This window comes from Streptomyces sp. NPDC018833, assembly GCF_044390825.1.
GTDB lineage: Bacteria > Actinomycetota > Actinomycetes > Streptomycetales > Streptomycetaceae > Streptomyces.
The window spans coordinates 139,268-157,529 of the sequence record NZ_JBIRZM010000007.1 but is presented as its reverse complement, the minus strand read 5'-3'; the positions used below and the strand labels follow the sequence as shown (position 1 = coordinate 157,529).

Below are 18,262 nucleotides of genomic sequence, written 5' to 3'. Positions count from 1 at the left end.
CGGTGAGTACTGCGTCAAGCGCCGCGGCGCTGTGACGACGGACCGGACTCGTCGTCCTCGTCCTCGTCGTCGTTGTACATGTCCGCGTACCGCGCGTACGGGTCGTCTTCCTCGTCGTCGTCCTCGAACGGCTCGCCGTTCGGCGGCTGGCTCGAAATCGGACTCGAAGTCGATGCGCCCAGCTCGTTGGCCAGACGCGACAGGTCAGTCCCGCCGCTGTTGTACTTCAGCTGGCGGGCGACCTTTGTCTGCTTGGCCTTGGCCCGGCCGCGCCCCATGGCTCGACCCCCTCGGTGACGGGGCTCGACGGCCCCAGAGTCTTGACACGCGTTCATGAGTCGGAACGGGCTCTCCGTGAAGAGCTCGGTCCGTAGGGCTTCAACGGTACCTGCTTCCGCGGCCATACGGTACGCCGCCCGCATCAGGTGCCGCTTCACACAACCCGCGAGGAGCCCTGTCCTCGCTGGTCAACTGCGATTTTAACCTCTTCCAGGCGTCCGACCCGCCGACCGGGGTGAGTCTTGTCTCCCCGGTCGGGGCGGGCCGGACGGGCGCGCGGGTCAGCGACGGCGGGCGTCCGCCATGCGCTGCTCGGCGATCCGGTCGGCGGCGGCGGCCGGCGGAATACCGTCTTCCTTCGCACGTGCGAATATCGCCAGCGTGGTGTCGAAGATCTTCGACGCCTTCGCCCTGCACCGGTCGAAGTCGAAGCCGTGCAGCTCGTCGGCGACCTGGATGACGCCGCCGGCGTTCACCACGTAGTCGGGGGCGTAGAGGATCCCGCGGTCCGCGAGGTCCTTCTCGACGCCCGGGTGCGCGAGCTGGTTGTTGGCCGCACCGCAGACGATCTTCGCTGTCAGCACCGGCACGCTGTCGTCGTTGAGGGCGCCGCCGAGCGCGCAGGGGGCGTAGACGTCCAGGCCTTCCGTGCGGATCAGGGCGTCGGTGTCCGTTACCGCGATGACCTCGGGGTGCTTGTCGAGGATCCGGCGCACGGACTCCTGGCGCACATCGGTGATCACGACCTGGGCGCCGTCGGAGAGCAGGTGCTCGACCAGATGGTGGCCGACCTTGCCGACACCGGCGATGCCGATCTTGCGGCCGCGCAGCGTCGGGTCGCCCCACAGGTGCTGGGCGGAGGCGCGCATGCCCTGGAAGACGCCGTAGGCGGTGAGCACGGACGAGTCGCCCGCGCCACCGTTCTCGGGGGAGCGGCCGGTGACCCAGCGGCTCTCGCGCGCGACGACGTCCATGTCGGCGACGTAGGTGCCGACGTCGCAGGCGGTCACGTAACGGCCGCCGAGGGAGTCCACGAACCGGCCGTAGGCCAGCAGCAGCTCCTCGGACTTGATCTGCTCGGGATCGCCGATGATCACGGCCTTGCCGCCGCCGTGGTCGAGACCGGCCATGGCGTTCTTGTACGACATGCCCCGGGAGAGGTTCAGCGCGTCGGCGACGGCCTCTTCCTCGGAGGCGTACGGGTAGAAGCGGGTGCCGCCGAGGGCCGGGCCCAGGGCGGTGGAGTGGATGGCGATGACGGCCTTCAGGCCGGACGCGCGGTCCTGGCAGAGCACGACCTGCTCGTGCCCTCCCTGCTCCGATCGGAACAGGGTGTGCAGGACGCCGTCTGTCACATCGGTCACGGTGGTGACTCCCAAGTACGAAGCGGCGGATGCGGGCCTTCCTGCGGGTGGGGAAGGTCCGTCTGGGCAAGAGAGTAAGTCCTACGCGTGCGTAGATCCGACCTGGTGCCGGAGATCACCCCCCGGCGGAGTACGGGCATGGAAGGATTTGCGGCATGCCAGCGCTGTCTTCGGTCCTTGTCCCGTACGCGGCCTATCTGCGGATCTACGAGCCGCTGGCGGCCTTCCCCGAGCCCGAGCGCAGCCACTGGGCGCGCTACGCCCACAGGGATGACACCCCGACCGCGCAGGACGAGCTGCGACGGTCGCTGGCCGACCTGCTGCCCACGCCCCCCGTCCCGGTCCCCGTCCACGAGAGCGCGGACGCCTTCGTGACCGACATCGACGGCGTGGTGTGCGTGTGCCCGTGGCGGACGCGGCTGCGGGGCTGGCTGGCGCTGGAGGAGCTGCCCGACCAGTTGCCGGCGCCGCTGCTGGACGCGGTGCTGCCGCCGGTGGTGCGGGGACAGGCCGCCGCCGACTTCGAGCAGTGGCGCGAGCGGAATCCCGACGCCCGCCCGTGGATCAGGACGGCGGTGTGGGGCGTGCCCGTGGGATGGTTCGTGCTCTTCGCCGACGAGGAGCGCGAGTACACCGCGACGGCTCCCTCGCTGCGCTACCGGACGCCGATGGTCCAGGCCCGCCGACGGCTCGCCCGGGCGCTGCGAACGCTGCGGGAGACGATCGACGAGGGGCCGCTGACCGAGAGCCTGGTGGATGTGGGGCGCTGGCTGGAGGAGTTCCATCCGCGCTCGCTGGTCGAGCTGGACTACGGCGGTCTGGTGCACGCCCTGCCCGGCGATCTTCTGGCCGGGGACCGGTCGGCGGCCGACGCGGCGCAGGGGATCGCGGCGCTGCGGGCCGGGGACGGCAAGGGCGCGGCGGAGGCGTACGGGCGTCTGACGGATCGTTGGAGAGCCGTGAAGGATCGTCAGTTCGCCAATTGACGAAGGTGTGCGGCGGGGGGTGGGGACGAGGAGGGGACGTAGGTTCCGATCCGGGCGATTGCCTCAAGCGTGACGGACAGCACTAACCGCTCTCTTGCGCCCATCACCTACCCTCGTGTCAAAATAGGACAAGGAGTCCGGGGAGGGTTCCTTCCGTCCGAGTTCGGGCGGATCGCTCAGCATTGCACGCTATGGGGGGTCTGAGGACTCCTGATCGCTCTGTGACTGATCGTCACTGTGACGTGACTGTCCGTTATGGCATGGTCCATCGGCCTTCCGCCGTTGATGGACACCTGAGAGGGCAATTCCATCGGTTTGGCCGACGTGGCTGGACAGATGGTGTAGTTGTAGTGCCGAGGACAAGCCGTTCGTCCTATAACCGACTCGGCCCGCGTCCGCCATTTCGGGCAACGTGGGTCAAGGTGCAGAATTTAGAGGAAAGAACCGAGAAGGTTCGGTTCTCCCGAGGAGGCCGCTCATGACCGCTCGCACCCCTGATGCCGAGCCGCTGCTGACCCCGGCTGAGGTTGCCACGATGTTCCGCGTGGACCCGAAGACGGTCACCCGCTGGGCGAAGGCGGGCAAGCTCACGTCCATCCGCACGCTCGGGGGGCATCGCCGCTACCGCGAGGCAGAGGTCCGTGCACTGCTTGCGGGTATTCCGCAGCAGCGCAGCGAGGCCTGAACCCCGTCTGACCGGGCATTTCCGGGGCCCCCACCTCGGATGCGTCCACCACTTGCTCCACAGGCGCGCGTCTGCCCCAACAGGCCTTCGTCTTCGATCGCGCTGGACTCCGCCGGGTCCAGCGCGATCTTTTTGTGTCCGGAAACGTGGCTGAGGGGCACCGGGGCCGGCCGTCCGCGGGGTCGGGGGTGACATCGCTGTCGACCTATGGGACTCCTGGGGCGGTGGTGCAATGGCACATATTAAATGGGGGGCTTGTAGGGAGTGGTTAAGTTCAGCCCTTCAGGAAACCCGTTCGGTGACACCCATCACAGTGCGCGCGTCTTGCCAAACGCCGGCCCGTCACTGAAAGGGGCATGATGCGCTGGGTGTTGGTCACTCCTGGGAAAGGCCTTCGTCCCGGCCCGGCGCGGGGATGCCGTCGGCAGGTGGGCTCGGCGGTCCGGCCGGTGGAGTAGGTCCGGCTGGTGGAGTTCCGGCGGCGGGAGCGGCCTGTGGAGTGTCCGCGGCTGGGGTGGCGGGCGGTGCGGCCGGCTCGGCAACTGGTGTTGCCCGCGGTGCCGTCGGCCCGCTCTCGGGGCGCTCCATGGCGAGGCGCAGGAGCCGATGGCAGATGGGGCAGGTCCTCGTCAGATGGCGGTAGCTCGTGGCGGCCGCCAGATGGGCGCGCAGCAGCGCGCGCGTCTCGTACCGTCTCGCCGTCGACGCCGCCATGTACGTCACCCCCTGGACCCTGGGTACCGGTGGCTGATGGCGCCGTCAAGACGGCCTGCGCGCGCATACGACGAAGGCCCGCATCGTGATGATGCGGGCCTTCGTCATCTGGCGCGGTCCTGACGGGATTTGAACCCGCGGCCTCCACCTTGACAGGGTGGCGAGCACTCCAAACTGCTCCACAGGACCAGGTTTCGCAGCCGATGTTTCCTGGCTGCGAGAGAGACTGTACAGCAGGTCTGCCGACCGGGTCGAACTCACCCAGGGCGACCGCGCCGTCACGGTGCCGCCGCGTCGATCGCCTTCACGATCCGCTTGTCAGAGACGGGGTACGCCGTGCCCAGCGCATGCGCGAAGTAGCTGACCCGGAGCTCCTCGATCATCCAGCGGATGTCCAGGACCTCCTGCGGCACCGGCCGGCCCTGGGGCAGCTGCTCCAGCAGCCAGGCGTACTCGTCCTGCATCTCGTGGACCTTCTGCATGCGCGTGGTGTCGCGCTGGACGGCCGTCGGCATCTGCTGGAGCCGGCGGTCCACGGCGATCAGGTAGCGCATCAGATCGGGGAGCCTGCGCAGGCCCGTGCGCGTCACGAAGCCGGCCGGCACGAGGGCCGCCAGCTGCTCGCGCACGTCCTGGACGTTGTTGATCAGGGTCAGGCTGTTCGTGGCCTTCAGGCGCCGCTCACAGGCCTGCCAGGCCGCCAGGATCTGCTGCACCTGATCGATGGTCCGGACGGTCAGCTCCACGAGGTCCGAGCGGACCTTGTCGAACAGCTTCCGGAACGATTCCTCGTCCCACGCCGGGCCGCCGTGGTCGGCGATGAGCCGGTCCGCCGCCGCCATGGCGCAGTCGTCGAACAGCGCCTGGATCGAACCGTGCGGATTGCGGGACAGCGCCAGCTTCTGCTGGTTGGTCAGCCTGTCGGAGGCGAACTTCGCCGGGTTCACGGGGATGTTCAGCATGATCAGACGGCGGGTGCCCTGCCACATCGCCCGCGTCTGCTCGGCCTCGGTGTCGAAGAGCCGTACGGAGACGCTGTCGCCCGCGTCGACGAGCGCCGGGTACGCCTTGACCGGCTGGCCGGCCCATGGGGCATCCCCAGGGCGGAGCCCGAGGGGAGGTGTTTCGAACACCCTCGCCAGCGTGCCGATCGTCCAGTCCTTCAGGCCCGTGCGCTCCAGCGCCTCACCCGACGGGCCGGAGGAGGCGGCGGCCCTGGACAGCGCCTGACGGGCCTTCGGCCGCAGCGCCAGCCGCAGCGCCTCCAGGTCCTTGTCCTCGGCGAGCTTCTTGCGGCGCTCGTCGACGATCCGGAACGTGATCTTGAGGTGGTCGGGGATCCTGGAGAGATCGAAGTCGTTCGCCGTGACGGGAACGCCGACCATACGCTGGAGCTCACGCGCCAGGGCGACGGGCAGCGGCTCCTGCAGCGGGACGGCCTTGTCCAGGAACGCCTTCGCGTAGTTCGGCGCCGGCACGTAATGGCGGCGGATCGGCTTCGGGAGGGAGCGGATCAGTTCGGTGACGACCTCTTCGCGCAGGCCGGGGATCTGCCAGTCGAAGCCCTCGTCGGTGACCTGGTTCAGCACCTGGAGCGGGATGTGGACGGTGACACCGTCGGCGTCCGCGCCCGGCTCGAACTGGTACGTCACCCGGAACTTCAGCCGGCCCTGCCGCCACGAGTCCGGGTAGTCGTCCTTGGTGACCGCCCCGGCCTTCTCGTTGATCAGCATCTCGCGCTCGAAGTCGAGCAGTTCGGGCTGCTCGCGGCGCTTGTGCTTCCACCAGGAGTCGAAGTGGGCACCGGACACGACGTGGTCGGGCACGCGCCGGTCGTAGAAGTCGAAGAGGGTCTCGTCGTCCACGAGGATGTCGCGGCGGCGGGCCCGGTGCTCCAACTCCTCGACCTCGGTCAGAAGTTTGCGGTTGTCCGCGAAGAACTTGTGGTGGGTGCGCCAGTCGCCCTCGACGAGGGCGTTGCGGATGAACAGGTCACGGGAGGTCTCCGGGTCGATGCGCCCGTAGTTCACCTTGCGCTGGGCGACGATCGGCACGCCGTAGAGCGTCACCTTCTCGTACGCCATGACGGCGGCGGCGTCCTTCTCCCAGTGCGGCTCGCTGTACGTACGCTTCAGCAAATGCTGGGCGAGCGGTTCGATCCACTCCGGTTCGATCTTCGCGTTGACGCGAGCCCACAGGCGTGAGGTCTCCACGAGCTCGGCGGACATCACGAAGCGCGGCGGCTTCTTGAAGAGCGCGGATCCGGGGAAGATCGCGAACTTGGCGTTCCGCGCGCCCAGGTACTCGTTCTTCGCGCCCTCCTTCACGTCCTTCATGCCGACGTGCGAGAGCAGGCCCGAGAGCAGGGACACATGGACGGACTGCTCGGGGGCGTCCTCCTCGACCAGGTGGATCCCCATCTGCTTCGCCACCGTGCGCAGCTGGGAGTAGATGTCCTGCCACTCGCGGATGCGCAGGAAGTTGAGGTACTCCTGCTTGCACATGCGGCGGAAGCTGGACGAGCCGCGTTCCCTCTGCTGTTCGCGGATGTAGCGCCACAGGTTGAGGAAGGCGAGGAAGTCGCTGGTCTCGTCCTTGAAGCGGGCGTGCTGCTGGTCGGCCTGCGCCTGCTTCTCGGCCGGGCGTTCGCGCGGGTCCTGGATGGACAGCGCGGCCGCGATGACCATGACCTCGCGCACGCAGCCGTTCTTGTCGGCCTCGATGACCATCCGGGCGAGCCGGGGGTCGACCGGGAGCTGGGAGAGCTTGCGGCCGAGCTGGGTCAGCTGCTTGCGGGGGTCCTTCTGCGCCGGGTCGAAGGCGCCCAGCTCCTGGAGCAGCTGTACGCCGTCGCGGATGTTGCGGTGGTCCGGCGGGTCGATGAAGGGGAACTTCTCGATGTCGCCGAGCCCGGCCGCGGTCATCTGGAGGATGACGGACGCGAGGTTGGTGCGCAGGATCTCCGCGTCCGTGAACTCCGGGCGGGTGAGGAAATCGTCCTCGGAGTACAGCCGGATGCAGATGCCGTCGGAGGTACGGCCGCAGCGGCCCTTGCGCTGGTTGGCGCTGGCCTGGCTGATCGGCTCGATCGGCAGCCGCTGGACCTTGGTGCGATGGCTGTAGCGCGAGATACGGGCCGTGCCCGGGTCGATCACGTACTTGATGCCGGGCACGGTCAGCGACGTCTCCGCGACGTTCGTCGCGAGGACGATCCGGCGGCCGGTGTGCGGCTGGAAGACGCGGTGCTGCTCGGCGTGCGAAAGGCGCGCGTAGAGGGGGAGCACCTCGGTGAATCTGTACTGCTTCTTGTTGAGCGCGTCCGCGGTGTCGCGGATCTCGCGCTCGCCGGAGAGGAAGACGAGGATGTCGCCCTTGCCCTCGCCCATCAGCTCCTCGACGGCGTCGGTGATCGCGGTGATCTGGTCGCGGTCGGAGTCCTCGGAATCCTCTTCGAGGAGCGGGCGGTAGCGGACCTCGACCGGATACGTCCGGCCGCTGACCTCGACGATCGGGGCGTCGCCGAAGTGGCGGGAGAACCGCTCCGGGTCGATCGTCGCGGAGGTGATGACGACCTTGAGGTCGGGGCGCTTCGGCAGCAGCTGTGCGAGATAGCCGAGCAGGAAGTCGATGTTCAGGGACCGCTCGTGGGCCTCGTCGATGATGATCGTGTCGTAGGCGCGCAGCTCGCGGTCCGTCTGGATCTCGGCGAGCAGGATGCCGTCCGTCATCAGCTTGACGAAGGTGGCGTCCTGGTTCACCTGGTCGGTGAAGCGGACCTTCCAGCCGACCGCCTCGCCGAGCGGGGTCCGCAGCTCCTCCGCGACGCGCTCGGCGACCGTACGGGCCGCGATACGGCGGGGCTGCGTATGGCCGATCATGCCGCGCACGCCCCGGCCGAGCTCCAGGCAGATCTTGGGGATCTGGGTCGTCTTGCCGGACCCGGTCTCGCCCGCGACGATCACGACCTGGTGGTCCCGTATCGCCTGGAGGATCGTGTCCTTCTTCTGACTGACCGGGAGCTGCTCCGGGTACGTGACCTCGGGCACGCGCTCGGCACGCCGCGCGGCACGGGCCGCGGACCTCTCGGCCTCGGCGGCGATCTCGTCCAGCACGGCCTGCCGCGCGTCGGGCTTACGGATGCGGCGGGCGCCCTCCAGACGGCGGCCGAGCCGGTGGGCGTCGCGCAGGGACGCCCCGGCCAGCAGGGTCTGGAGGTCGGCGAAGGAAGTAGACATACGGAGTCCAGGATCGCACCCTCCGCAAACCACTGGCGAACCCATTTCGTCAGCAAGCTGGTGCAGTATGGAGCGAATCGTCTCCGCCGCCCGAGATCCCGAACATCCCGAACGTCCCGAGGGGGAAAGCGCGCCCATGCCGAACGGCGGCGACCGCCGGCACCGTGTCGCGGTGACCACGAGCCTGCTGCTCGGACTGCTCAGCGCGTTGCTGGGATGCGCGACGGGCACACCGGCGGCGGACACCCACCCGGACACCTTGCCGGCCGCGCGTGCGGCTCATGCCGCTGACGGCGCGGATACGGGGACGGGCTTCGGCCGGGGCTTCGGTCGGGGCTTCGGCCGCGGTGAGGCCCTCGCGGGCACCGCCGCTGGGGGCAGCGCCCCGGCCGAGGCCGTCGGCACCGGGGACATGGCACCCGCTGTGGTGGGTCCGGCGCCCCGGTCCAGGTGCGGGCAGCGCACCGGCGGTGAGGACAGCGGAGCGCACCCGGGAGTGCCGCCACGCGGCGGATCCGCGTACGAGCTTCTTCCCGCCCTGTCCCAGGCTCACGGCCCCGCCGGCTCGGCACTCGTCTGCGACCAGGCCGTGCCGGCCGTGACGCCCCTGCGCGGCCCGCCACCACTCGCGCCGCCCTCCGCGGTCGATCTGACCGTCCTGCGCGTATAGGTCCGCCGGTCCCCTCCACCGGTATTCGTTCCGTTCGGCCTTCTCGCTCAGGAGCTCCTCCATGTCTTCCGCCACGTCCCCCTCACGCAAGCCGCTCGCCATCGGAGCGGGTGTGCTCGTCGCCGCGGTGCTGCTCGGCTTCGCCTCGTACACCGCCACCGAGCCCGACCGTGCGCCGTCTGTCGGCTCGTCGTCCGCCGCCGACGTCTCCGCCGAACCGCGGGCGGGCACCTACCCCGAGCTGGAGAGGCTCGCCCGCCGGGACGCCGGGGACCCCCTGGCCATGGGCCGCGTGGACGCGCCCGTCGTGATGGTCGAGTACGCGGACTTCCAGTGCGGCTACTGCGGGAAGTTCGCCCGCGACACCGAGCCGCAGCTGGTGAAGAAGTACGTCGACGCGGGTGTCCTGCGGATCGAGTGGCGCAACTTTCCGATCTTCGGCGAGGCGTCCGAGGCCGCGGCACGCGCCGCCTGGGCGGCAGGGCAGCAGGGCCGCTTCTGGCAGTTCCACGCGGCGGCGTACGCCGACGACGCCAAGGAGAAGGGCTTCGGACCGGACCGCCTCACCGCGCTGGCCCGCGAGGCCGGGGTCGGCGACCTCGACCGCTTCGCGCGTGACCTGCACAGCGATGCCGCGCGCCGGGCGGTCACGAAGGACCAGGAGGAGGGCTACGGTCTGGGCGCCACGTCCACGCCGTCCTTCCTGATCAACGGCCGGCCCATCGCGGGGGCCCAGCCCATGGAGACGTTCACCGAGGCCGTCGAGGCGGCGGCCCGGACCGCGAAGCAGGGCTCGTGACGCAGGACATCGGTTATCTGGCGGCCTTCCTCGGCGGGCTGCTCGCCCTGATCAGTCCGTGCAGCGCGCTGCTGCTCCCCGCGTTCTTCGCGTACTCGATCGACTCCACGGGCCGGCTGCTGGCGCGTACCGGCATCTTCTACGCCGGCCTGGCGACGACCCTGGTCCCGCTCGGCGCGGCCGGGTCCTTCGCGGGGCGGCTCTTCTACGGCCACCGTGACCTGCTGGTCCCGGCCGGTGGCTGGCTGATCGTCGTGCTCGGGGTCGCGCAGATCCTCGGGACGGGCTTCGCCTCGCGCCGTATCGCCGAGGTGTCGGGCCGTATCCGTCCGACGACGGCCCTGTCGGTCTACGCCCTGGGCCTGGTCTACGGGCTGGCGGGCTTCTGCGCGGGCCCGATCCTCGGCAGCGTGCTGACCGTGGCGGCCCTGAGCGGCAGCCCGGTCTACGGCGGTCTGCTGCTCGCGGTCTACGCCCTGGGCATGGCGGTCCCGTTGTTCCTGCTGGCCCTGCTCTGGGACCGCTTCGACCTGGGCGCGCGCCGATGGCTTCGCGGGCGCGAACTGGGCGTAGGCCGGTTCCGGCTGCACACGACGTCGCTGGCGTCGGGGATGTTCTTCGTCCTGCTGGGCGCCCTGTTCCTGGTGTTCGACGGCACGACGGCCCTGCCGGGCCTGCTGTCGGTCGACGACTCGTTCGCGGTGGAGGAGTGGGCGGCGGGCATCGGGAGGGCGATCCCGGACTGGGTGCTGCTCGTCGTGGTCGTCGCGGTGGCGGCGCTGATCCTGGGCGTGCGCGGGTGGCGCCGCGGGGAAGAGCGGGAGAAGGCGTAGCAGGATGCGCACGCCCGCGCTCGCCGCGGGTCTCCGCGGCCGCGCCCAGCTGCCGGGCCGCGACGGTGCGGGCCCCTGTCCGCCGGACGGGGGCCCGCTCGCGCTTTTGGGGGCGCGGCCGGGAAACGGCGAAGGCCCCGATCCGGGGATCGGGGCCTTCGTACGGTGGCTGGGGCCGGGGTCGAACCGGCGACCTATCGCTTTTCAGGCGATCGCTCGTACCAACTGAGCTACCCAGCCGAGAAGCTCTTTCGAGCTTCAGCGGTCCTGACGGGATTTGAACCCGCGGCCTCCACCTTGACAGGGTGGCGAGCACTCCAAACTGCTCCACAGGACCAAGCGTGATGCGAGACAAGTCTCGCACACGGTGATGCGTGCCCCCAACGGGATTCGAACCCGTGCTACCGCCTTGAAAGGGCGGCGTCCTGGGCCACTAGACGATGAGGGCTAAGGGCCCGCCTGGGCGCTTCGCAGCGCGTCGGGGACGTGAGAAGCATATGGGATGCGGGGAGCTATCGCCAAAACGCTTTCGGGGAGCCAGGTCCCGCCCGCCGCAAGCCCCTACGGAGACGGCGTCGGCGAACCCGGTGACACCGAGGGGGAGGGCGAGGGGGAGGGGGCCGGTGGCCGGGCGACATGGCGGCTGACCTCCGCCGTGGTCAGGCCCAGGCCGCCCAGCGTGATCTCGTCCCACGCCTGGAGCTGCCGGTTCGTCCGGTCGAGGTAGAGCACCGAGGCGCGTACCTTCTCCGGCTCCTGGTTCTGCACCGCGCGCAGTCCGCCGCCGCCCGTCGACCCCTCGATCTTGAGGCGGGTGCCGTGCCTCAGCACCTCGGTGTGCCGTTTGTGGACGTGCCCGGCCAGGACCAGCGGCACGGTGCCGTCGGTCTCGCGGGCCGCCACGGGGTTGTGGGCGACCGCGATGTCGACCGGGGTCCCGGCGCTCTTCTGGTCGCGAAGGGCGGACGCGAGGCGGATGCCGGTCATGCGTTCCGCCGGGTCGCCCTGGGCGACGACCGACCGGTCCGGGGTGAACTGCGGGTCGCCGGTGCCCGCGATGCGCAGCCCGGCGACGCTGACGGCCCGCCCTTCGTCGAGGACGTGGACGTTCTTCATCCGGGACAGGTACTCCTGCGTCGTACGCGAGTCGTGGTTGCCGCGGACCCACACATAGGGCGCGCCCAGGTCGCGGATGGGGTCGAGGAATCCGTTCTCGGCGGATGATCCGTGGTCCATGGTGTCGCCGGAGTCGATGATCACGTCGATGCCGTACTGCTTCACGAGGGAGCCGATGATGTGCCAGGCGGCCGGGTTGAGGTGGATGTCGGAGACGTGGAGCACCCGCATCGTGCCCGGGTCCGGCCGGTAGGCCGGGAGCGTCGATGTCGCGTCGTACAGCTTGGTGACGTTGGTGACCAGGCGTGCCAACTCCCTCTGGTAGACATCGAATTCGGTCACGATCGAGCGCGCGTTGCCGACGACGGACGGCGCGGAGGACAGCAGTCCGGAGAACTTGGGCTCCAGCACGGACTTCGGATTCCACGTCGCGGCCGCCGAGACGCCGGACGCGGCGAGGAGCGCGAGCGCGAGCCCGCCGGCGGCGAGGGCGCGACGGGGGCGGCGGTAGACGGCCAGGCCCAGTGCGGTCGCGCCGGAGACGACGGCGACGCAGGAGCGCACCGCGAGCTCCGTGGTGCCGTCCCGCACGTCGGCGGAGATCTCGTCCTGGAGCCCGGACAGCCGCTCGGGGTGTTCGACCAGGGCCCGGGAGCGGTCCGGGTCGAGGCGGTCCACGTCGACGTCGAGGCGGACGGGGGCGACGTGGGAGTCGAGTTCGAGGGCGCCGAGCGGGGAGACGTTGATCTTCGTGCCGCCGCTGAAGGAAGGACGCAGCGTCATGGTGGTGTCCATCGGGCCGACGGGAGTACGGACGTTGCCGACGATGAGCAGGCCGAGCCAGGCTCCGACGAGGACGACGGCCGTCAGGCCGAGCGCGCGGGTCCAGGGCCGCGGGGCGTGCGGAAGCGCGGTGGCCCGCGCAGTCGCGGGGCCGCCGCGCCGCAGCGCGGTACGGATCAGGCGGATCGGACGGGACGACTGGTTCGATTCCGGGGCTTCGCGGGCCATTGGTGCCGTATGCCCCATGCGACCGGCCACCATGCCGGGGCGGCGCGGCGGGCACGGCGTGCGTGACAATGGCCGGGTGCTGGAGATGACGCGCGAGGAGTTCGAGGAACTGGTCGCCGAGGCCCTGGACAGGATCCCGCCCGAACTGACGCGGCTGATGGACAACGTCGCCGTGTTCGTGGAGGACGAACCCACCGTGGACGACCCCGAGCTGCTCGGGCTCTACGAGGGGACTCCGCTGACGGATCGCGGCGAGTGGTACGCGGGTGTGCTGCCGGACCGCATCACCATCTACCGGGGGCCGACGCTGCGGATGTGCGAGACGCGCGAGGACGTCGTCGCCGAGACCGAGATCACCGTGGTGCACGAGATCGCGCACCACTTCGGGATCGACGACGAGCGGCTGCACGCCCTGGGGTACGGGTGAGCTCCGGCCCGGACGGCGTCCCGGAAGCGATCGATCCGGACGTCGACCTCCATGTGCCGGCCCAACGTGCCGAACTGGCGGGTGCACACGGGTTGGCGGTGCTCGCGGCGATCTCGGCGGGTGGCGCGGCGGGCGCGTCGGCCCGGTACGGTGCGCTGTTGCTGTGGCCCGCCCCTCAGGGGGCGTTCCCCTGGGCCGTCTTCTGGGTGAACGTGCTCGGCTGCGCCTTGATCGGCGTACTGATGGTGCTGGTGGGCGAGCGCGGCCGCACCGCGCACCCGCTGGTCCGGCCGTTCCTCGGGGTGGGCGTGCTCGGCGGTTTCACGACGTTCTCGACCTACGCCCTCGACTTCACCGAGCTCCTGGAACGCGAGGAGGCAGGGACCGCCGTGGCGTACGCGGGTGGCACGGCCGCCGGTGCCCTGGCAGCCGTGTGGCTGGCCGCCTCCCTCACCAGGGCGGCCCTGGACCGCGCGGCGCGGGTCGCCCGGGCAGGCGCGCGATGAACTGGCTGCTGGTGATCGCGGGCGGGGCGGCCGGCGCCCCCTTGCGCTATCTGACGGACCGTGCGGTACAGGCGCGGCACGACTCGGTGTTCCCGTGGGGGACGTTCACGGTGAACGCCGTGGGAAGCCTCTTCCTCGGTGCTCTGGCCGGGGCTTCGGTGTCGTCTGGGGCGTACGCGCTGCTGGGCACGGGGCTGTGCGGGGCGCTCACGACGTACTCCACGTTCTCCTACGAGACGCTGCGCCTGGCCGAACGCGGCTGGAAGTTCCTGGCCGTCGCGAACGTGGCCGCCTCCGTGCTGATCGGGCTCGGATCGGTCTTCCTGGGCGTGGAGTTGGCGCGCGGCATCGTGGGCTGACGGGTCGGGGGGCGGCGGAGTCTCGCGCGACGGCTGACGGGTCGGGGGGCGGGTCCGGTGCGCGGCGGCGGGGGTGTCGCGCGACGGCTGCGGGGTGCCTGGGTCCGGTCCGTTCCGGGCGCGGCGGGGTGCGCGGGACGGGTGCGTCGAGGGCGTGTCCCCGGCCGGGCGCCGGGAGTTGGGCAGGGCGACCCGCATGCCCCCTCGTCCCGGAGGTGCCCCCGTGCGCCAGTTGTCAGCCCCCGGCCGGAAGGCCGTCTGGATCGCCGCCTCATGGGCGGTCCTGGCCTCGACAGGCTGTATGAGCGTGAGCGACGACGCGGGCAGGAAGCCCGCGCCCAGCGTCTCGGCGGAGCGCGGGGTGGCCGCGGAGCCCGACGGTGGCCACGGCGCCCCCGGCGGCGCGCGGCGCGGGGCAGCCGAGCACGGTGAGGACGGGCGGGACGGGAAGGACGCCGAGGAGGCCGACGCGGGGAAGGAGAAGGGCAAGCGCGCCGAGGGGGTGCAGAGCACAGGGGCGGACCCGGCACCTGGCGGGAAGCCCCTGAAGCCGGGGACGGAGCCGACGCCGCCCCATGGCGGCGGTTCGCCGTCCTCGACCGAGCAGCCCCCGACCATGCCGCCGTCCGAGCCGACCCCGGAGCCGCCCACGAGCCCCACGCCGCAGCCGAGCGAACCGACCGGTCAGCCGTCGGCCTCCTCGGCGCCCGAGGTGCACGTGGGGGCGAGGCGGGCTGCCGGGCCCCGGCAACGGCGAGCCCGCCGCGTCGCCCCAGGACAGACCGGCGTAGGGCCTCCGGGTCGAGCCGGAGGTGCGGGCGCCGGGGATGTAAGCGGGGTCACTCGGGAGCGGTTTGCCTTTACCGGGGGAGGGTGCGTATGGTGGTAGATCGTTTGATCCCATTGCCCGGCGCCGAAACGGAAGCGCGCCGCGTGGCGCGTATTTCCCTAGCCGTGGCTGACCGCATCGAGGCGGTCGAATTGCGAATCACGGAGTTTGGGCGCGTGCCGAGACTCCGGAAGGTTTCGCATTTCGCATGTCCACTTTCAGTACTGATCACGCCGTCATGCCCGAGAACGACACGTTCGACGAGACGGTCGTAGAGGTCGTCGAGACGGCCGCCGAAGAGCCCCAGGAGCCCCAGGTCACGTTCGCGGACCTCGGTCTGCCCGAGGGCGTCGTCCGCAAGCTGGCGCAGAACGGCGTGACGAGCCCCTTCCCGATCCAGGCCGCGACCATCCCGGACGCCCTGGCCGGCAAGGACATCCTCGGCCGCGGCCGTACCGGCTCCGGCAAGACGCTCTCCTTCGGTCTGCCGACCCTGGCCACGCTGGCCGGCGGTCACACCGAGAAGAAGAAGCCCCGCGCGGTCATCCTCACCCCCACCCGTGAACTCGCGATGCAGGTCGCGGACGCCCTCCAGCCGTACGGCGACGTGCTCGGCCTCAAGATGAAGGTCGTCTGCGGCGGTACGTCCATGGGCAACCAGATCTACGCCCTGGAGCGCGGTGTCGACGTCCTCGTCGCCACCCCGGGCCGCCTGCGCGACGTCATCAACCGCGGCGCCTGCTCCCTCGAGGCCGTCCAGGTCGCCGTCCTCGACGAGGCCGACCAGATGTCCGACCTGGGCTTCCTGCCCGAGGTCACCGAGCTGCTCGACCAGGTCCCGGCCGGCGGCCAGCGGATGCTGTTCTCCGCCACGATGGAGAACGAGATCTCCACCCTGGTCAAGCGCTACCTGACCGACCCGGTCAGCCACGAGGTCGACAGCGCCCAGGGCAACGTCACGACGATGACGCACCACGTGCTCGTCGTGAAGCCCAAGGACAAGGCGCCGGTCACGGCCGCCATCGCCGCCCGCAAGGGCCGCACCATCATCTTCGTCCGCACCCAGCTGGGCGCCGACCGCATCGCGGAGCAGCTGCGCGAGTCGGGTGTGAAGGCGGACGCGCTGCACGGCGGCATGACCCAGGGCGCCCGTACACGCACCCTGGCCGACTTCAAGGACGGCTACGTCAACGCGCTCGTCGCCACCGACGTCGCCGCCCGAGGCATCCACGTCGACGGCATCGACCTGGTCCTGAACGTGGACCCGGCCGGTGACCACAAGGACTACCTGCACCGCTCGGGCCGTACCGCCCGCGCCGGCAAGTCCGGCACGGTCGTGTCCCTGTCGCTGCCGCACCAGCGCCGTCAGATCTTCCGCCTCATGGAGGACGCGGGCGTGGACGCCTCGCGCCACATCGTCGGCGGTGCGGGCGCGTTCGACCCGGAGGTCGCCGAGATCACCGGTGCGCGTTCGCTCACCGAGGTCCAGGCCGACTCCGCGAACAACGCCGCCAAGCAGGCGGAGCGCGAGGTCGTCGAGCTGACCCGCCAGCTGGAGCGCGTGCAGCGCCGCGCGGCCGAGCTCCGCGAGGAGGCCGACCGCCTGGTGGCGCGCGCCGCCCGCGAGCGCGGCGAGGACCCGGAGGCCGCGGTCGCCGAGGTGACCGAGGCCGCGGAGGCCGAGGTCGAGGCAGCGGTCGAGGCAGCGCCCGAGCCGGAGCGCCGCGAGGAGCGCCGGGACGACCGGGGCAACTTCGAGCGCCGGGGCAACGACCGTGGCGACCGTGGCGGCTTCCGTCGTGACGACCGCCGTGACGGCGATCGTGGCGACCGTGGTGGCTTCCGTCGCGACGACCGCCCGTCGGGTGGCTTCCGCTCCGGCGGCAGCGACCGTCCGTTCAACCGTGACCGCCGTGACGACCGTCCGTCGGGCGGTTTCCGCCGGGACAACGACCGCGGTGGGTTCAACCGTGACCGTGACGACCGTGGTGGCCGTTCCTTCGAGCGTCGTGACAACGACCGTGGTGGCTTCCGTCGCGATGACCGTCCGTCGGGCGGTTTCCGCCGGGACAACGACCGTGGCGGGTTCAACCGTGACCGTGACGACCGTGGTGGCCGTTCCTTCGAGCGTCGTGACAACGACCGTGGTGGCTTCCGCCGCGACGACCGTCCGGCCGCCCACCGGGGCAGCGACCGTCCGTTCAACCGCGACCGTCGCGACGACCGCCCCTCGGGCGGCTTCCGCTCCGGCGGCAGCGACCGTCCGTACGGTCGCCGCGACGAGCACCGCGGTGGCGCCGGCTCGAACACCGGCACCAACACCGGCTCGTTCGGCGGCCGCCGTGACGACAAGCCGCGCTGGAAGCGCAACGGCTGACACGCACTGAGTAACTGATCAGGGCCCGTACGACACCTAGGTGTCGTACGGGCCCTGCTGTTGCTCTCGGCGCACCCGAGGCGGCTGTGACATGCGCCCTGGGGGGCTTGAGAGAACGCCGCGCCTGTCTCCGCGGACATCAGGTTTCCTGGGGGGAGGAGACTTGGTGCGCACTGCGCTGGGGAGCCGTCGTGCTCGCAGGGCTGACGCCGCCGGTGTCGTGGCGGCCCCCGCCGTTCCGCTCGCAGCCACGCCGCGTGGTGGCAGCGGAGCCGCCGCTGTCGCGCACGATTCCTGCGCCCGACTCCCATGCGGCCGACGTGCCGGTCGCGGGCGTGCCCGGTTTCCTCCGCGGCGACCATGACGGGGGTTTCCCCGCCGTCTCGTACGCCTCCGTCTCCTACGCCGATGGGTCGCGGAAGCCGTACGACGCCAAGGGCGCTCACTCGCTGCACGGCACGTGGTCGGACACCGTCGCACGCCGGCACAGTTCGCTCCGCACGACGGTGGTCGGCATGGGCGACGTCACCCGTGACGGCGGGCGGACCCGGTGGCGCGTGACACGGCCGGGAAGCTGTGCCGGTTCAGCGGGCCGGGACGGGCATCCTCGTGACCAGGGTGCGGATCGGCAACAGCGGCTGGGCCGCCTTCAAAGGCCTGTACTGACCGTTTCCCGTTCGGCTCGCCCACCCGGCGCGGTGGGTGAGCCGAGCGAGACGGGGCCGGTGTCGGATACCCGATCGGTTCCGGGGATCTCTTTGGTTATGCTCAGGGGTGTTGCGCCGAGGGCCGTTAGCTCAATTGGCAGAGCAGCGGACTTTTAATTCATTGGGTGGACCGGGTGGCCGGATCGCCAGTGCGTCGTCGAGTCGCCTTGAAACCCCCTCTGACCTGCTGCTACGCGGGAATGTCCGGGCGCTGTCCGATCGCGCCGCCGGGCGCCCGAAGGTCAGGGGAGCGCGAGGGGAGCGCATTCGGACAGGGGGCGTCCAGAGGGAGTGCGCGGCCGGGTGACCGGAGCCCTTGCCCCCGGCCGCCGCTCAAGTTGCCCGCTTACGTCTCCGTTGTGGAG

Annotated in this window: 14 protein-coding genes and 4 tRNA genes; 9 read left to right on the top strand and 9 right to left on the bottom strand. The window is 70.8% G+C overall.

Annotated features, from left to right (window positions below):
- Positions 1 to 14: 14 nt before the first annotated feature.
- Together ACH5AF_RS16890 and ACH5AF_RS16885 are read right to left on the bottom strand one after the other, a co-directional pair.
- Complete coding sequence (locus ACH5AF_RS16890; protein WP_177153145.1) at positions 15 to 278, bottom strand: DUF3073 domain-containing protein; 264 nt, start codon at positions 276 to 278, stop codon at positions 15 to 17.
- A gap of 282 nt (positions 279 to 560) precedes the next feature.
- Entirely contained in the window at positions 561 to 1,643 is a 1,083-nt protein-coding gene (locus tag ACH5AF_RS16885; RefSeq protein ID WP_398902423.1) for a Leu/Phe/Val dehydrogenase, read from the bottom strand.
- Between the two features lie 155 nt (positions 1,644 to 1,798).
- On the opposite strand from ACH5AF_RS16885, the gene ACH5AF_RS16880 reads away from it, so the two are divergent.
- Entirely contained in the window at positions 1,799 to 2,629 is an 831-nt protein-coding gene (locus tag ACH5AF_RS16880) for a hypothetical protein (protein ID WP_398902422.1), read from the top strand.
- A 478-nt stretch (positions 2,630 to 3,107) separates the two neighbouring features.
- The gene (gene bldC / locus ACH5AF_RS16875) at positions 3,108 to 3,314 is read left to right on the top strand and encodes a developmental transcriptional regulator BldC (protein ID WP_003949541.1); all 207 of its coding nucleotides are present in this window, start codon (positions 3,108 to 3,110) and stop codon (positions 3,312 to 3,314) included.
- Between the two features lie 375 nt (positions 3,315 to 3,689).
- Here the strand turns inward: bldC and ACH5AF_RS16870 are convergent, their stop codons facing one another.
- The 3 genes from ACH5AF_RS16870 to hrpA form a co-directional block, all read right to left on the bottom strand.
- Positions 3,690 to 4,028, bottom strand: coding sequence for a DUF6274 family protein (locus tag ACH5AF_RS16870; protein WP_398902542.1), 339 nt, complete (start codon positions 4,026 to 4,028; stop codon positions 3,690 to 3,692).
- Between the two features lie 114 nt (positions 4,029 to 4,142).
- Positions 4,143 to 4,217: transfer RNA gene (locus ACH5AF_RS16865), tRNA-Asp, on the bottom strand.
- 89 nt (positions 4,218 to 4,306) lie between these two features.
- Positions 4,307 to 8,263, bottom strand: coding sequence for an ATP-dependent RNA helicase HrpA (gene hrpA, locus ACH5AF_RS16860; RefSeq protein WP_398902421.1), 3,957 nt, complete (start codon positions 8,261 to 8,263; stop codon positions 4,307 to 4,309).
- A gap of 172 nt (positions 8,264 to 8,435) precedes the next feature.
- Between hrpA and ACH5AF_RS16855 the strand changes: the two genes are divergently transcribed.
- The 3 genes from ACH5AF_RS16855 to ACH5AF_RS16845 all read left to right on the top strand — a co-directional run bounded on the left by ACH5AF_RS16855 (position 8,436) and on the right by ACH5AF_RS16845 (position 10,565).
- Positions 8,436 to 8,933 carry a hypothetical protein gene (locus tag ACH5AF_RS16855; RefSeq protein ID WP_398902420.1) on the top strand — a complete coding sequence of 166 codons (498 nt, stop codon included), beginning with the start codon at positions 8,436 to 8,438 and terminating at the stop codon, positions 8,931 to 8,933.
- Positions 8,934 to 8,994: 61 nt separating this feature from the next.
- Positions 8,995 to 9,732 (top strand): DsbA family protein, encoded by a 738-nt coding sequence (locus ACH5AF_RS16850; RefSeq protein WP_398902419.1) that lies wholly within the window; start codon positions 8,995 to 8,997, stop codon positions 9,730 to 9,732.
- Positions 9,729 to 10,565, top strand: a complete 837-nt coding sequence (locus ACH5AF_RS16845) for a cytochrome c biogenesis CcdA family protein (RefSeq protein ID WP_398902418.1) — start codon at positions 9,729 to 9,731, stop codon at positions 10,563 to 10,565. Before ACH5AF_RS16850 ends, ACH5AF_RS16845 begins: the two co-directional genes overlap by 4 nt.
- Before the next feature lie 166 nt (positions 10,566 to 10,731).
- Here ACH5AF_RS16845 and ACH5AF_RS16840 read toward each other — a convergent pair.
- From ACH5AF_RS16840 to ACH5AF_RS16825, 4 genes are all read right to left on the bottom strand, one after another.
- Positions 10,732 to 10,805, bottom strand: a tRNA-Phe gene (locus tag ACH5AF_RS16840).
- A 22-nt stretch (positions 10,806 to 10,827) separates the two neighbouring features.
- Positions 10,828 to 10,902 (bottom strand) — tRNA-Asp (locus ACH5AF_RS16835).
- Positions 10,903 to 10,940: 38 nt separating this feature from the next.
- Positions 10,941 to 11,013 (bottom strand) — tRNA-Glu (locus ACH5AF_RS16830).
- Between the two features lie 113 nt (positions 11,014 to 11,126).
- On the bottom strand, positions 11,127 to 12,692 hold the full coding sequence (locus ACH5AF_RS16825) for a metallophosphoesterase (RefSeq protein ID WP_398902417.1): 1,566 nt from the start codon (positions 12,690 to 12,692) through the stop codon (positions 11,127 to 11,129).
- A gap of 76 nt (positions 12,693 to 12,768) precedes the next feature.
- On the opposite strand from ACH5AF_RS16825, the gene ACH5AF_RS16820 reads away from it, so the two are divergent.
- The 4 genes from ACH5AF_RS16820 (at position 12,769) to ACH5AF_RS16805 (ending at position 17,190) form a co-directional block, all read left to right on the top strand.
- Complete coding sequence (locus ACH5AF_RS16820) at positions 12,769 to 13,119, top strand: metallopeptidase family protein (RefSeq protein ID WP_398902541.1); 351 nt, start codon at positions 12,769 to 12,771, stop codon at positions 13,117 to 13,119.
- Positions 13,116 to 13,625, top strand: coding sequence for a CrcB family protein (locus ACH5AF_RS16815; RefSeq protein ID WP_398902416.1), 510 nt, complete (start codon positions 13,116 to 13,118; stop codon positions 13,623 to 13,625). The genes ACH5AF_RS16820 and ACH5AF_RS16815 overlap by 4 nt, the downstream gene beginning before the upstream one ends.
- Positions 13,622 to 13,984, top strand: coding sequence for a fluoride efflux transporter FluC (locus ACH5AF_RS16810; protein ID WP_398902415.1), 363 nt, complete (start codon positions 13,622 to 13,624; stop codon positions 13,982 to 13,984). The genes ACH5AF_RS16815 and ACH5AF_RS16810 overlap by 4 nt, the downstream gene beginning before the upstream one ends.
- Before the next feature lie 1,037 nt (positions 13,985 to 15,021).
- On the top strand, positions 15,022 to 17,190 hold the full coding sequence (locus ACH5AF_RS16805; RefSeq protein WP_398902414.1) for a DEAD/DEAH box helicase: 2,169 nt from the start codon (positions 15,022 to 15,024) through the stop codon (positions 17,188 to 17,190).
- Positions 17,191 to 18,262: the final 1,072 nt, after the last annotated feature.

Excerpts from the sequence above, each read along its gene's own strand:
- ACH5AF_RS16810 (WP_398902415.1), top strand. The coding sequence starts at position 13,622 with ATGAACTGGCTGCTGGTGATCGCGGGCGGGGCGGCCGGCGCCCCCTTG.
- ACH5AF_RS16880 (WP_398902422.1), top strand. The coding sequence starts at position 1,799 with ATGCCAGCGCTGTCTTCGGTCCTTGTCCCGTACGCGGCCTATCTGCGG.
- hrpA (WP_398902421.1), bottom strand. The coding sequence starts at position 8,263 with ATGTCTACTTCCTTCGCCGACCTCCAGACCCTGCTGGCCGGGGCGTCC.
- ACH5AF_RS16805 (WP_398902414.1), top strand. The coding sequence starts at position 15,022 with ATGTCCACTTTCAGTACTGATCACGCCGTCATGCCCGAGAACGACACG.
- ACH5AF_RS16890 (WP_177153145.1), bottom strand. The coding sequence starts at position 278 with ATGGGGCGCGGCCGGGCCAAGGCCAAGCAGACAAAGGTCGCCCGCCAG.
- ACH5AF_RS16870 (WP_398902542.1), bottom strand. The coding sequence starts at position 4,028 with ATGGCGGCGTCGACGGCGAGACGGTACGAGACGCGCGCGCTGCTGCGC.
- ACH5AF_RS16850 (WP_398902419.1), top strand. The coding sequence starts at position 8,995 with ATGTCTTCCGCCACGTCCCCCTCACGCAAGCCGCTCGCCATCGGAGCG.
- ACH5AF_RS16825 (WP_398902417.1), bottom strand. The coding sequence starts at position 12,692 with ATGGCCCGCGAAGCCCCGGAATCGAACCAGTCGTCCCGTCCGATCCGC.
- bldC (WP_003949541.1), top strand. The coding sequence starts at position 3,108 with ATGACCGCTCGCACCCCTGATGCCGAGCCGCTGCTGACCCCGGCTGAG.